Origin of the sequence: Nocardioides sp. (assembly GCF_031422975.1) — a bacterium.
Classification (GTDB): Bacteria; Actinomycetota; Actinomycetes; order Propionibacteriales; family Nocardioidaceae; genus Nocardioides.
In genome coordinates this window covers 1-12871 of sequence record NZ_JANPEO010000301.1, presented here as the reverse complement: position 1 = coordinate 12871, position 12871 = coordinate 1, and the positions used below count along the sequence as shown (strand labels likewise).

The following is a 12871-nucleotide window of genomic DNA, read 5'->3' as shown; positions in this document are numbered from 1 at the left end:
GGTCGGCGAGGCGGGCCCCGGCGTCCGCGGCGGTCGCCGAGGCCCGGGTGAGCACCAGGAAGTCCCCCCAGTCGGGCGTCGAGCCGACGCCGGCCCGCGTGGCGAGGGCGGCCGCACTGGTGATGGTGATGACCACCAGGGAGGTGCCGGCGGCGTACGGCAGGGGCAGGGCGAGGGCGAGCAGCAGCGCGGGCACGACGAGGAACCCGCCGCCGACGCCCAGGAACCCGGTGAGCAGTCCGACCACCGTGGCGGTGACCAGCACCTTGAGGGCGCGCGGGCACTGGCAGGCGAAGGTGGGACTGAAGGTGATGATCGGGTGGTCCAGGGTGGGGCGGACGGGGTGTTGCGCAGCGGCGCCGCGGTGGTGCAGCAGCCGCCAGGCCATCAGCGCTCCGACGAGGAGCATCAGTGCGGCGAAGGCGCCGAGCAGGACGTCCCCGTCCACGTGGGCGGACGCCTTGGCGCCGATCACGGCGCCACCGATCGCAACGACGCCGAAGCCAGCGCCTCGCCCGAGCAGCACGTTGCCGTCCCGATGGGCGGCGATCGCGCCGATCAGCGCGGTCGTGCCGACGACGACCAGCGAACCGGTCGTCGCCTGGGCGGGGGACTGGTCCAGCAGGTAGACCAGCACCGGCACCGCCAGGATCGACCCGCCGCCACCGAGTGCGCCCAGGCTGAGACCGATGAGCGCCCCGGCGGCGACAGCGAGGACGAGGGTCACGCGTCCTGCCCCACCAGGTGGAGCCCCACCTTCTCGGCGTTGTCGAACGTGTCGTCGACGGCGACCAGGGTGCGGCCGTGAAGGTCGAGCATGGACGAGGCCACCGACGCGCGGTAGCCACCGGCGCAGTGCACCCAGACCTCCCCGGACGGCACCTCGTCGAGCCGGCTCCACAGCTCGTGGAGGGGGATGTTCACTGCACCCGTGATCGCAGCGGACGCGTGCTCGTCGGCACGACGGACGTCGAGGACCACGACGTCGCGGTGGTGTCGGACCTGGGCGAGGTCGGCGAAGGTCGCGGTCGCGAAGCTCGCCAGGTCGCCGGTGGCCCAGTCGGACGGGGTGCCCGTGCTGTGGGCAGCGGGCCGGTCGATGCCGATGCGGACCAGCTCGCGCTGCGCCTCGGCGACGTGCTCGGCGCTCTCCCCGAGCAGGGTGAGCGGGGTGCCCCAGGGGATCAGCCACCCGAGGTACGTCGCGAACCCGCCGTCGAGCCCGAAGTTCAGCGTGCCGGGGGCGTGACCGGCCGCGAAGGCCGTGCGGTTGCGCAGGTCGACGACCCACTCCCCGGCCTCGATGCGGTGGCGCAGCTCGTCGGCGTCGGCCAGGGCGGGCGGACTGAGGTCCGGTGCGGCGGGGCCGGCAGCGTTGGCGGGTGCCATGTGGGCGTAGTAGGCCGGCCAGGCACCCAGCCCGGCCAGCAGCTCGCGCACGTAGGTCTCCTCGTCCTGGGTCAGGACCGGGTTGGTGTGCTTCTCCTGCCCGATGGTCGAGGCGGTGGCGTCGGACTGGGTGGCCGCGCAGAACGAGCCGAACCCGTGGGTGGGGAAGACCGCGGCCGCGTCGGGCAGCAGGTCGGCGAGTCGGTGCGCCGACGCGTGCTGGTGTCGGGCCAGGGCATCGCGGTGCTCATCGCCGAGGAGGTCGGGGCGTCCGGTGGCGCCGTACAGCAGGGAACCGCCGGAGAAGACCCCGATCTCGGCGCCCGGGCCGACGGCCGTGGTGTCGTGCAGGGCGTAGGAGAGGTGGGTGAAGGTGTGGCCCGGGGTGGCGAGCGCCGTGTCGCATCCGAGCGCCGATCTCGAGCACGTCGCCGTCAACGACGGGCGTGCGCTCGAAGCTGACGTCGTCCTCGCCGTTGACGAGGTAGTGGGCACCGGTGCGCTGCGCGAGGGCGAAGCCGCCGGTGACGTAGTCGTTGTGGATGTGGGTCTCGAGGACGTGCGTGAGGCGGACGCCGTGCTCGTCGAGCAGCGTGAGGACTCGGTCGATGTCGCGTTGAGGGTCGACGACGAAGGCGACCCGGCCGTCGTGCACGAGGTAGCTTCGGTCGCCGAGGGTCGGGGTCTCGATGGGGACGATGCTCAGCGGCGAGGTCACAGGCCGACCCCCACGGCGCGCCCGGACTCGATCCAGCCGGAGGTGCCCCCGGCCACCGACGCGGCGTCGAAGCCCGCGGCGACCAGCAGGTCGGTCATCGCCTTCGAACGGTTGCCCGAGGCGCAGATGACGTGCACGCGCGCGGACCCGTCGATCTCGCCGAGTCGGGAGCCAAGCTGCGCCATCGGCATCAGGATGGCGCCCGGCACGTGTGCCTGGGCGTACTCCGCCTGCTCGCGGACGTCGATGGTCACACCGGTCTCGCGCTCGGTGGCGTAGTCCTCGAGGGAGATCTCAGGCGTCTTCTCAGACATGGCGTTCCTCTCTGCGGGGCGGGTCATCGAGCTGTCGAGAAATACCCTAGGGGGTATGTCCTGGCAACGCAAAACACCCTCTGGGGTATGTGGTCCCTGGGGTGAGCGGCTCGCGCCGGCTCGGCTCGACTAGCCGGGCAGCAAGGCGCGCACGTGCTCCCAGGCCGCGTCCTTGGTGAGCCCCGGCTCACCGATCAGCAGCCCGACGCTGAGGCCGTCGAGGAGTGCGAGCATCCGTTGGGCGAGCGGTGCGACGTCCTCGTCCGTCATCTCACCCAGCAGCGTGGCGAGCGCTTCGCGCCACACGGCGTCCAGCTCCTCGCGGGCGTCGCGCAGCGTGGGCTCGCGGAGCACGCGTGGCCACAGCTCGACCCACAGCAGCCACCGTGGATCACCGGCGGACCGCGGGAAGAACAGGTCGCACAGGCCGTGGAGGCGGTCCTCGGCCGAGTCGTCGGACTCCAGCACGACGCGGAGGTTCTCCGTCAGCTCGTCCTCGCTCCAGCGCAGCAGCTCGAGGAGCAGGCCGTTCTTGCTGCCGAAGTAGTAGGAGAGGTGGCCCGCGCTCGTGTCCAGCCGCCGGCCGAGCTCGGACAGGCTCAGGTCGGCGAGCCCCTTCTCGACCAGCAGGTCCCAGGCCTCCTGGAGCACCCGCTCGCGCGGGCGGTCGAGCCGGCGATGTCGTCGGAGTTCCTGGCTGGTCACCTCTTGACCCTAACCAGCCCGATCGCGCATAGTGGCGCAAGCCAGCAATTTTGAAAGGCTTTCAAAGACCTCGGCGGCCAGCGAAGGAGCGCCTCGTGAGAACGTGGACGATGCCGGCCGAGACGGAGCCGCACGAGCGGACCTGGATGGCTTGGCCCTCGGGCAGCTACACCCTCGGGGAGACACCGAACGAGGCTGAGGCGGCGCGACGTGCCTGGGCATCGGTCGCGAACGCGGTGGCGGAGTTCGAGCCGCTCCACATGCTCGTGCCCCCGCGGGAGGTCGGTGAGGCGCGCCGCCGGCTCTCCTCGCAGGCGGTGCTGCACGAAGCGCCCCTCGACGATGCGTGGTATCGCGACATCGGCCCCACCTTCGTGCTCGGGCCGGCGGGCCTCGGCGCCGTCAACTGGGTCTTCAACGGCTGGGGAGCCCAGGAGTGGGCCACGTGGGAGTACGACGCGGTGGCCAGTGTGGTCGCCACCGAGGCCAGCGGTGCACAGCGGATCGACTCGCCGCTGGTCAACGAGGGCGGCGGCATCCACACCGACGGGGCCGGCACCTTCCTGGTCACCGAGACGGTGCAGCTGGACCCCGCTCGCAACCCCGGCTGGAGCCGCGAGCAGGTCGAGGCCGAGCTCGCCCGAACCGTCGGCGCGCGCAAGGTGATCTGGCTGCCGCGCGGCCTGACCCGCGACAGCGAGCGCCTCGGGACCCGGGGGCACGTGGACATCGTGGCGACGTTCAGCGCGCCCGGCAGGGTGCTTCTCCACGACCAGCGCAACGAAGCCCACCCCGACGCCGAGATCAGCCGAGAGCTGGCCGCCCTCCTCCTCCACGAGCTCGACGCCGACGGCAGGCCGCTGGAGGTCGTCGCCCTTCCGGCGCCGACGTGCCTGCGCGACGGCGACGGCTGGGTCGACTACAGCTATGTGAACCACTACGTCGCCAACGCGGCGGTCATCGCCTGTGCCTTCGACGACCCCGCCGACGCCGGGGCAGGTGCGATCCTCGCCGACGCCTACCCCGGGCGCAGCATCGTCCAGGTCGACGCCCGGCCGTTGTTCGCGCGCGGCGGCGGCGTCCATTGCATCACCCAACAGCAACCAGCGATCAAGGACAGGTCATGAAGCTCATCGAAGCCACGCCCCAGCCATCCCTCGCCCGCGTCGGCGAGACGGACGGCCGCGAGGTGAGGGTCGGGCTGGTCCAGATGCACTGGAGCGCGGACTCCGAGGTTCATCTCGCCACGCTGGGCGACGGCATCGCCACCGCAGCCTCGGCCGGTGCGTCGATCGTGTTCCTGCCTGAGCTCACGTTGTCCCGCTATCCGGCGGACACCAGGCCGCACGGGGTGCCGGCCGACCTCACGGAGCCGCTCGAGGGCGGCCCGACCCACTCCTTCGCCGCAGCCGCGGCCGCCGCGCACGGGGTCTTCGTGCACGCGTCGCTCTACGAGCGCGCGGATGACGAGGACGGGCTCGGCTTCAACACCGCGATCCTGGTCGCTCCCGACGGGACGCTCGCGGCGCGCACCCGCAAGCTCCACATCCCGGTGACGGCTGGCTACTACGAGGACCTCTACTTCCGGCCGGGTCCGGCCGAGTCGCCGTACCCCGTGTATCGCGTCGACCTGCCCGGTGCGCCGCGGATCGGCCTGCCCACCTGCTGGGACCAGTGGTTCCCCGAGCTGGCGCGGGCGTACTCGCTCGCCGACGCGGAGATCCTGGCCTACCCGACAGCGATCGGCTCCGAGCCCGACCACCCCGACTTCGACACGCAGCCGCTGTGGCAGGGCGTCATCGTGGGCAACGGCATCGCCAACGGCCTCTTCATGGTCGTCCCCAACCGGTGGGGCGACGAGGGGCGCGTGAGCTTCTACGGCTCGTCGTTCATCAGCGACCCCTACGGCCGTGTCCTGGTGCGGGCCGACCGCGAGGGCGACGCGGTGCTCGTGGCGACGCTCGACCTGGCACAGCGCCGGGACTGGCTCGACCTCTTCCCGTTCCTGCAGACCCGTCGTCCCGACGCCTATGCGTCCCTCGTGGAGAAGGAGCAGCTGTGATGTCCGTGCACGACACCGTCGTCGTCGGAGCCGGCGTCACCGGCCTGGTTGCCGCCTGGCGACTCTCGCAGGCCGGTCAGGACGTGCTCGTCCTCGAGGCCCGCGACCGCGTCGGCGGCCGCCTCCGCAGCGAGCTGCACGACGGTTCGCTCTTCGAGATCGGCGGCCAGTGGGTCTCGCCCGACCAGGACGCCCTCACCGGGCTGCTGGACGAGCTGGGCCTGCAGACCTACCTGCGCCATCGGGAGGGTGCCTCGCTCTATGTCGACAGCGGTGGTGGGGCGAGACGCTTCACGGGTGAGGATCTCCCGGTCGCCGCGGACACGGCAGCAGCGATCGAGCGGCTGATCAAGGGCCTCGACGCCCTGACCGCGGAGATCGACCCCGACCGCCCGTGGGACCACCCGGACGCGGAACGGCTCGACCACGTGACCTTCCAGCAGTGGCTGCAGGACAACTGCGACGACGTCGAGGCCCGCGACAACATCGCTCTCTACGTCGGCCAGGCCATGCTCACCAAGCCGACCTGGTCCTTCTCGGCGCTGCAGGCCCTGCTGATGGCGGCCAGTGCCGGGTCGTTCCGGCACCTCGTCGACGCGGACTTCATCCTCGACCGGCGCGTCGTCGGGGGGCTGGCCTCGGTCCCGCTCGAGCTCGCCGGGCGTCTCGGTGACCGCGTTCGGCTCGGCCAGGACGTGACCGCGGTCGACTACTCCGACGAGGGTGCGACCGTGGTGGTGGGACCGGAGCGGATCCGTGCGCGCCGGGTGGTGATCGCCGTACCACCTCCCTTGGTGCGCCGGATCCGGTTCATGCCCGAGCTCCCCGCATCGCACCGGCACGCCCGCGAGCACCAGTCGTTCGGGCTGGTGATCAAGGTGCAGGTGGGGTTCACCACGCCGTTCTGGCGCGAGATCGGGCTCAGCGGCACCGGCTTCGGGCCCTACCAGCTGGTCCACGAGGTGTACGACAACACTCCTGACGGCTCGACCAGCGGGCAGCTGGTGGGCTTCATCTCGGGCGAGGACGCCGATCGGGTCGGCGCCCTCAGTGACGACGAGCGTCGCGCCGAGGTGCTCGAGTCGTTCGCGGCGTACCTGGGTGAGGCGGCCCGGACCCCGGTGACCTACGTCGAGAGTGACTGGCAGCACCAGGAGCTCACCGGCGGTGCCTACGGCACCAGCTTCGACGTCGGCGGGCTCACGAGGTACGGCCGGGTGCTGCGTCAGCCGGTCGGGCCGATCGAGTTCGGCACCAGCGACGTCGCGGGCCTCGGCTTCCAGCACGTCGACGGCGCAGTCCGCGTCGGCGCCGAGATCGCCCACCGGGTCCTCACCTCGCGAGATGCTCCGTGATCACGAGCCCAGTGCCGCCACCGCGTCGGCCAGGTCGACCACCGCGCGTTTCCGGGCGGTGGTGCCCACGTCCAGCGGGGCGTCCAGCTGCAGGCCGAGGAAGGCCGCATCGATGACCCTGGCGGCCCTCTTGGCCAACGGCCGGGCGACGCCAGACTTCGTCAGGTGCGTCACGAACGAGCGCAGCCAGCGATCGTTGGCCTCCCGGACGACGGTGGCGTAGGGCTCGCGGCCCAGCAGGCCGAGGGCTGCCGCCTCCACGTAGAGCCGCGTGCACGGCTCGAGCTCGGGGGATCGCACCACCGACCAGAGGTCGTGGACGGCCGCACGCAGGTCTGGGGACGGTGCCAGCGCCGAGACGCCGTCCACCGCGCGGTCGTTGGAGTCGCGCAGGACGGCGGCGACCAGGTCGTCCTTGGTGCCGACGTGGTAGAGCAGCATCCGGTCGCTCGTGCCCAGCGATGCCGCCAACGGCCGGAGGCTGAGCCCGATCAGACCGTGTTGCAGCGTGTAGTCCGTCGCCTCGCGAGTCCACACCTCTCGGCGCTCAGGATCCTTGGCCACACGAGAGACTGTAGCATGTGCTACATTTCCTTCTGTAGCGACTGCTACACACACGCTTGGAGGGATGTCGGCCATGTACGCAGCAATCGGACTCCTGTTGGCGGCGGTCACTGCCGAGGTGGCCGCCACCACGGTCCTGCCTCGGACCGATGGTTTCCGCGACCCGCTGTGGAGCGCGCTGGTGATCGGCGGCTACGCCGTCTCCATCTGGTTGCTGGCGCTGGTGGTCGAACGGCTGCCGGTCTCGACGGCGTACGCCGTCTGGGCCGGGGTCGGCACGGCCGCGGTGGCCGTCATCGGCGCGTTGTGGCTGGGGGAGTCATGGAGCGCGACGAAGGGCGCAGCCCTGTCGATGATCGTCGTGGGCGTGGTCCTGCTCAACCTGCAGGGCGTCCACTAGCCTCACTCGACCGGGACCAGCGTCAACTGGCTCATCGACGGCATCGGGAGCACCACGTCGAGCCTGACGACACCGGACGCGTCAGCGGTGACGACCCGGTCCGGCTCGAGGCGGGCGAGGTGGTCGGCCGCCCGCAGGGTCTCCCACTGAGCGTCGGTCGGCCAGGCCTGGCCGGGCTCGCGCAGTCGAGCCCACACGGAGGCGACGTTGGAGTGATCCTCGTCGACCCGGTCGTGGCGCAGCGTGTACGTCGCCCCGGCAGCGAGGCCACGCACCGTCACCTCGACGTCGCGACCGAGCGGAGGGGACCCGGCCGCCTTGGTCTGGTCCAGGGTGAGGTTCCACAGCAGCGCCGAGACCTCACCGTCGTCGCTCGACGCCGCGACGGCCTCGACCAGCGAGTCGCCGCCGTCTCCGGCTGACGACACCGCGAGCCGGTGTGGCCCGAGCCGCTCCATCATGGCCAGCGCCCACCAGCGGGGCTTGCGCAGCTCGCCGACCGTGCGCAGCCCGAAGCCGCCGTGCAGCAGCTCCGGCGGTCGGCCGAGCTCCTCGAAGTGGTCGGAGACCACCCAGTAGGCCAGCGACTCGATCCGCCCCATCGCGGACTTCATGCCGCGCAGCAGGAAGGCGCCGGCGAAGACGGCATCGCTGGTCTCGTTGAAGTGGGTGGGCGTGACGCCCCACTCCGTCCACCAGATCGGCGTGCCGGCGCGGCCGTGGCGCGCGAGCATCGGCCGGAAGTCGAGCGGCGGGGCGCCGTAGGTGTGCGTCGAGACGAAGTCGACCGGGGCGCCGGACAGCTCGGCGTGAGCCAGCAGCTCCTCCACCCACCCGGCGGCGGCCGACGACGGACCCCCGACGACCAGCCTCGAGTCGACCTCGCGCACGGCGGCCGCGGTGACGTCGTAGAGCTTGAGGTAGTCCTCGGGCCGCCCGGACCAGAACACCTCGAGGTTGGCCTCGTTCCACACCTCGAAGGACCACTGCTCGACGACCTCGTCGCCGTAGCGCGCCACGAGGTGGGCGGTGAGGTCGCGGACCAGGTCGAACCAGCGCTGCCAGTCCTTGGGCGGCGAGATGATGGCGTCGTAGCCGAAGACCGTCCTGCTCGGGTCGCTCGCCAGGTCGTGCGGCATGAACGAGATCTCCACGACGGGATAGAGCCCGATCGAGCGGATGTGGTCGTAGACCCGGTCGATGCGGGAGAAGTCGTGCACCGGCACGCCGTCGACCTCGCGGTACACCGCCAGGTCGTCGCACAGGATCCCGTGGGCCCGCACGTGGGTCACCCCGAGCTCCTGGTGCGCCGCGGAGAGGGCCGCGCTCAGCTCCTCCCCGACCGCGCGGCCACCGGTCGTGTCGGTGGACAGGGCGTGGGACAGGTGCTCGCTGCCGATCATCGGGCGCCACGGGCGGTCCAGCTCGCCGACCACGGTCGCGGCGTCGACCTCGACCGTGACCGGTCCGGTCGCCTCCGCGAGCGGCGTCGCGCAGACCATCGGCGAGGGGAGTCCGTCGACGTGCACGTCGGACAGCGATGAGACGGCGTACCACCGCTCCACCCCCGGAGTGCCGGTCGTGTCGACGTAGGGCGGGTGCGGCACCGAGGTGACGTCGCGGCCATGGTGGTCGAGGGGCGCCCAGGGGCCGTCGGCGGAGTCGGCCACGTGCACCTGGTAGCCGATCGCGCCCTTCATCGGTGACCAGGTGAGCGTCACCTGCGCGCCACCGGCCACGGCTCGCAGGCCGCCGGGCGGGCTGAGCCGCGGGGCGGAGCCGCCGAACGCGTGCCCGCTGCGCAGACCGATCCGGCGCTCCCAGTCGGCGCGTGCGTCGGTGGTCATTCAGTCCCCCTGCTCGCGAAGATCTCTTCGCCCATCAGCGGCCGCAGGGTCCTCTCCATCGCGCCGCGGCTGACGTAGGTGCGCATGTCGTCGCCCGCCAGCGCGTTGCCCAGGGCGGCCATGACCATGCCCTGGTCGAGTGAGAGGTAGCGCTTCGACACGGTGCCCGAGCCCACGTCCACGGCGTCGTAGAAGCCGCCCGGGCCGTAGGCGTCGAAGTCGTTCCGGATGTTCGCAAGGTTCTCGAGAGCGGCGTCGCGGGCGTAGCGCAGGGCCAGGAAGGAGGCATGCGGGGTGACGACGCCGTTGCCGTACGACGTGGGCGCGGGCGAGCCCTCACGACCGGGGCAACCCTCGTAGGGCTGGTCGACGGAGGTCCGCTCCTGGTCGGTCGTGTAGCCGGCGCCGTCCATGCCGAGCTGGTCGACGCCGTACTCGCGGTAGCCGCCAGCAGGGTTGTTGGACGGGGAGAATCCCCAATAGCCGTAGTCGGCCTCCTGCAGCCCGTGCTCGATCTGGCCGCGCACGTAGAGCGGGTGGTTGACGCCCCATGAGCGCGGGCCCCAGGTCTCCTCGGGCACGAACAGCGGCACCATCAGCGCCTCGAACATGCTGCCGCCCCAGGTCGGCACGATCTGCATGCCTCGGTAGGGCAGCGCGCCCTCGAAGACGCGGACGCCCTCGTGCTCGGCCCAGGAGCCGACGGCCCTGGTCTCGGTCCAGGACCAGTCGCAGTTGTCGTTGGGGAAGGTCCGGTAGGTGCCGAAGTAGTGGCGCGCCGGGATCTGCCCCGCGGCGATGCCGAGGTAGGACGCGATGCGGGGCTCGGTGTTGAAGGCGCCGTAGTGGTGGCCGGTGAACCACACGTCGGCGCCGCCGCAGTAGTTGCCCTTGACCGGGGCCGACTCCATCGGGTCCTCGTCCCAGAAGCCGCCCCGGATCTGCCCCGCGGGCGCGTTCTCGAGGGGGTTGTAGAAGCAGCCGAAGTTCATGTCCTCGCGGATCGCGTCGGCCTGTCCGGCGAGCGTCGGCTCGGCGCGCGCGACGAGCAGCAGCCCCGTGGCAAGCCAGCCGTTGTCGACGGAGGACAGGAAGGGCTTGATCGGGTCGCCGGAGCCGGGGAACTTCCTCAGCTTCGCGCCGGTGGCCGGGTCGTACCAGTTGTAGAACATCCCGCTGTCCTGGTGGCGCTCGAGGTGCGCGATCGAGTGCAGGGTCTTCGCCATCCGGGCCTTCGCCTCGCGTCGGCCGATCAGGCCGATGTCGCGGGCGGCGGCGGTGCTCCACAGGTAGGCGCCGATGTTGGTCGGCGAGGTGGCGCCGCTGCGGGTCGAGGGGTCGAGGTCGCCCGCGATGTTGTCGGCCGGCAGGCCGGTGGCCGGCTCCGCCATCGCCTCGAAGGACTTCCAGGTGTCGGCGGCGTACTCCTGGAGGACACGCTTGTCGGAGTGGTGCCGCTCGGTCGCCGCGGGCGCCGACGGAACGGCGGCCGTGGTGCCAACGATTGTCACAGTGAGGGCGACGGCGGCCGTGGTGGCCGCGAGGATGGATGTTCGTCGTGCGCGCATTGATACTCCTCCGAGATGACGCGGTTGATGGACGCTTGCGGTGGTGCGAGTCACTTGATGCCGGTGCTGGCGATGCCCTGCATGATCTGGCGTTGCAGCATCAGGAAGACGGCGAGCACGGGCAGCACGACGACGACCGACCCGGCGAGCAGCAGGCCGTACTTCGTGGCGTTCTGGCCGACGGCGTAGAGCGCGAGCGCCACTGGCAGCGTGTACTTGTCCTCCGAGGTGGCCACCACCAGCGGCCAGAGGAAGTTGTTCCACGACGTGAGGAACGTGAGCACGCCAAGGGTCGCGACGGCGGGTCCGCACAGCGGCAGGATGATCGAGAAGAAGATCCGCAGCTCGCCCGCGCCGTCGACGCGCGCTGCCTGGATCAGCTCGTCGGGCAAGCTCATCACGAACTGCCGCATCAAGAAGACGCCGAACGGTCCGGCCAGGAACGGCAGGATCATCCCCGGCAGGGTGTTGGTCAGCCCGACGTTGGTGGTCAGGACGAACAGCGGCACGAAGGTGACGACGCCGGGCACCATCAAGGTGCCGAGGACGACGGCGAAGACCAGCTTCTTGCCGGGGAAGTCCAGCTTGGCCAAGGCGTAGCCGAGCATCGAGCAGAAGACCATGTTGCCGACCGCGACGGTGACCGCGACGATCGCCGAGTTGAGGAAGTAGCGCGGGAAGTCGAGCCTGGTGAAGAGCTGACGATAGTTGTCCGTCGTCACCGTCTCCGGCCACCACGTGGGGGGTACGACGCGCACCTCGGCCTCGGGCTTGAAGGAGCTGATCACCATCCACAGGAACGGGACGACCACCACGAACAGTCCGATGGCCATCACGGCATACAGCCACGGCGGAGTGGAGGGACCGTGGTCGGAGTGGGGGCGGCGTCTCACGGCGGCGGGTTCGTCGCCGAGCGGGGTCGCGGCCTGGAGAGTCTGGGTCATGGTCAGTCCTTCTCGCCGAGCAGGCGGAACTGCGCCAAGGTCATGAGCACGATCGCCAGGAACAGCAGGTAGGCAGCGGCCGAGGCGTATGAGTAGTTGCCGAAGCCGAACTGCTCGTAGGTGAAGAACGTGACGGACTTGGTGGAGTCGAGCGGTCCGCCCTTCGTCATCACGAAGGCCTCCTCGAAGAACTGGAGGTAGCCGATGCTGGTGATCACCGCACCGAAGAGCAGGGTCGGTCGCAGCATGGGCAGGGTGATGTACCGGAAGCGCCCCCACGCATTGGCGCCGTCCGCCTCGGCGGCCTCGACGATCTCGCGAGGGATGGTCTGCAGCCCGGCCAGGAAGATCACCATCAAGGTGCCGAAGTTGCGCCAGACCGACATGACCACCAGCGACGGCAGGGCCAACGTGGTGGAGTCCAGCCACCCCGGCCCGTCGATGCCGAACCAGCCGATCATCACGTTGAGCAGCCCGCCCTGGTCACGCAGCAGGAACTTCCACACCACCGACACCGCCACGATGCTGGTGACGACCGGCAGGTAGTAGCCGACCCTGAAGAATCCCCGCAGCCGGGTGATCCGGTTCAGGGCGACCGCGACCGCGAGCGCGCTCGCCATCGTCAGCGGCACCCCGAGCAGCAGGTAGATCAGCGTGTTGAGGGTGACCTTGCGGAAGCTCGGGTCCGAGAGCAGATTCGCGTAGTTCTCGAGCCCGACGAACTCCACACCGAGCGGGTTGCGCACGTCGGTGCTGCGCATGTCGGTGAAGCTCATGCCGAGGCTGGCCAGGACGGGTCCTGCGGTGAAGACCAGGAACAACGCGCAGAACGGCAGGGCCAGGATCCACGCGGCGACAGCCTGCTGCCGCCGCGTGGGATCCGTGTGACGTGACTTGGTCGGCCGGCTGTTCTTCGCCGACTGCCCTGCTCGAGGCGCCGTTGCCGTGGCGGACATGTCAGAGACCGGTGCCGATCGACGACGCCTTGGACTGCATCTCCTTGAC

The 12871-nt window shown here is 70.7% G+C and carries 13 protein-coding genes and 1 pseudogene; 4 read left to right on the top strand and 10 right to left on the bottom strand.

The genetic code is table 11. The features are described 5' to 3' along the window. The 5 genes and pseudogenes from RMO85_RS09115 to RMO85_RS09100 all read right to left on the bottom strand — a co-directional run. On the bottom strand, window positions 1–727 hold a 727-nt coding region (locus tag RMO85_RS09115; RefSeq protein WP_310528411.1), incomplete at its 3' end, for a sulfite exporter TauE/SafE family protein. Further along, window positions 724–1827, bottom strand: a complete 1104-nt coding sequence (locus RMO85_RS09110; RefSeq protein ID WP_310528410.1) for a rhodanese-like domain-containing protein — start codon at window positions 1825–1827, stop codon at window positions 724–726. The genes RMO85_RS09110 and RMO85_RS09115, both read right to left, overlap by 4 nt. A gap of 40 nt (window positions 1828–1867) precedes the next feature. Further along, a pseudogene (locus RMO85_RS19660) lies at window positions 1868–2044 on the bottom strand (MBL fold metallo-hydrolase); the annotation flags it as partial. A 59-nt stretch (window positions 2045–2103) separates the two neighbouring features. Next, on the bottom strand, window positions 2104–2421 hold the full coding sequence (locus RMO85_RS09105) for a rhodanese-like domain-containing protein (RefSeq protein WP_310528409.1): 318 nt from the start codon (window positions 2419–2421) through the stop codon (window positions 2104–2106). Window positions 2422–2550: 129 nt separating this feature from the next. After that, window positions 2551–3126, bottom strand: a complete 576-nt coding sequence (locus tag RMO85_RS09100; protein ID WP_310528408.1) for a TetR/AcrR family transcriptional regulator — start codon at window positions 3124–3126, stop codon at window positions 2551–2553. 95 nt (window positions 3127–3221) lie between these two features. Here RMO85_RS09100 and RMO85_RS09095 point away from each other — a divergent pair, with 95 nt between their 5' ends. From RMO85_RS09095 to RMO85_RS09085, 3 genes are read left to right on the top strand one after another with little or no spacing between them, the layout of a single operon-like run. Continuing rightward, on the top strand, window positions 3222–4253 hold the full coding sequence (locus RMO85_RS09095; protein WP_310528407.1) for an agmatine deiminase family protein: 1032 nt from the start codon (window positions 3222–3224) through the stop codon (window positions 4251–4253). Then, window positions 4250–5188 (top strand): nitrilase-related carbon-nitrogen hydrolase, encoded by a 939-nt coding sequence (locus RMO85_RS09090; protein WP_310528406.1) that lies wholly within the window; start codon window positions 4250–4252, stop codon window positions 5186–5188. Before RMO85_RS09095 ends, RMO85_RS09090 begins: the two co-directional genes overlap by 4 nt. Next, a complete protein-coding gene (locus RMO85_RS09085) occupies window positions 5188–6543 on the top strand; it encodes an NAD(P)/FAD-dependent oxidoreductase (RefSeq protein ID WP_310528405.1) in 1356 nt (451 codons plus the stop codon). Before RMO85_RS09090 ends, RMO85_RS09085 begins: the two co-directional genes overlap by 1 nt. Here the strand turns inward: RMO85_RS09085 and RMO85_RS09080 are convergent, their stop codons facing one another. Next, window positions 6544–7107, bottom strand: a complete 564-nt coding sequence (locus RMO85_RS09080; protein ID WP_310528404.1) for a TetR/AcrR family transcriptional regulator — start codon at window positions 7105–7107, stop codon at window positions 6544–6546. 73 nt (window positions 7108–7180) lie between these two features. On the opposite strand from RMO85_RS09080, the gene RMO85_RS09075 reads away from it, so the two are divergent. Next, window positions 7181–7507: an SMR family transporter gene (locus RMO85_RS09075; protein ID WP_310528403.1), complete on the top strand. Its 327-nt coding sequence runs from the start codon at window positions 7181–7183 to the stop codon at window positions 7505–7507. Between the two features lie 2 nt (window positions 7508–7509). Here the strand turns inward: RMO85_RS09075 and RMO85_RS09070 are convergent, their stop codons facing one another. From RMO85_RS09070 to RMO85_RS09055, 4 genes are read right to left on the bottom strand one after another with little or no spacing between them, the layout of a single operon-like run. After that, on the bottom strand, window positions 7510–9354 hold the full coding sequence (locus RMO85_RS09070) for a GH39 family glycosyl hydrolase (RefSeq protein ID WP_310528402.1): 1845 nt from the start codon (window positions 9352–9354) through the stop codon (window positions 7510–7512). Next, window positions 9351–10922 carry a glucoamylase family protein gene (locus RMO85_RS09065; RefSeq protein ID WP_310528401.1) on the bottom strand — a complete coding sequence of 524 codons (1572 nt, stop codon included), beginning with the start codon at window positions 10920–10922 and terminating at the stop codon, window positions 9351–9353. Before RMO85_RS09065 ends, RMO85_RS09070 begins: the two co-directional genes overlap by 4 nt. 50 nt (window positions 10923–10972) lie before the next feature. Further along, window positions 10973–11866 carry a carbohydrate ABC transporter permease gene (locus tag RMO85_RS09060; protein WP_310528400.1) on the bottom strand — a complete coding sequence of 298 codons (894 nt, stop codon included), beginning with the start codon at window positions 11864–11866 and terminating at the stop codon, window positions 10973–10975. A 2-nt stretch (window positions 11867–11868) separates the two neighbouring features. After that, complete coding sequence (locus tag RMO85_RS09055) at window positions 11869–12822, bottom strand: sugar ABC transporter permease (RefSeq protein ID WP_310528399.1); 954 nt, start codon at window positions 12820–12822, stop codon at window positions 11869–11871. Window positions 12823–12871: the final 49 nt, after the last annotated feature.

Coding starts and splice junctions, on each gene's coding strand:
- RMO85_RS09105 (WP_310528409.1), bottom strand. CDS start 2,421: ATGTCTGAGAAGACGCCTGAGATCTCCCTCGAGGACTACGCCACCGAG.
- RMO85_RS09090 (WP_310528406.1), top strand. CDS start 4,250: ATGAAGCTCATCGAAGCCACGCCCCAGCCATCCCTCGCCCGCGTCGGC.
- RMO85_RS09085 (WP_310528405.1), top strand. CDS start 5,188: ATGTCCGTGCACGACACCGTCGTCGTCGGAGCCGGCGTCACCGGCCTG.
- RMO85_RS09075 (WP_310528403.1), top strand. CDS start 7,181: ATGTACGCAGCAATCGGACTCCTGTTGGCGGCGGTCACTGCCGAGGTG.
- RMO85_RS09070 (WP_310528402.1), bottom strand. CDS start 9,354: ATGACCACCGACGCACGCGCCGACTGGGAGCGCCGGATCGGTCTGCGC.
- RMO85_RS09065 (WP_310528401.1), bottom strand. CDS start 10,922: ATGCGCGCACGACGAACATCCATCCTCGCGGCCACCACGGCCGCCGTC.
- RMO85_RS09060 (WP_310528400.1), bottom strand. CDS start 11,866: ATGACCCAGACTCTCCAGGCCGCGACCCCGCTCGGCGACGAACCCGCC.
- RMO85_RS09055 (WP_310528399.1), bottom strand. CDS start 12,822: ATGTCCGCCACGGCAACGGCGCCTCGAGCAGGGCAGTCGGCGAAGAAC.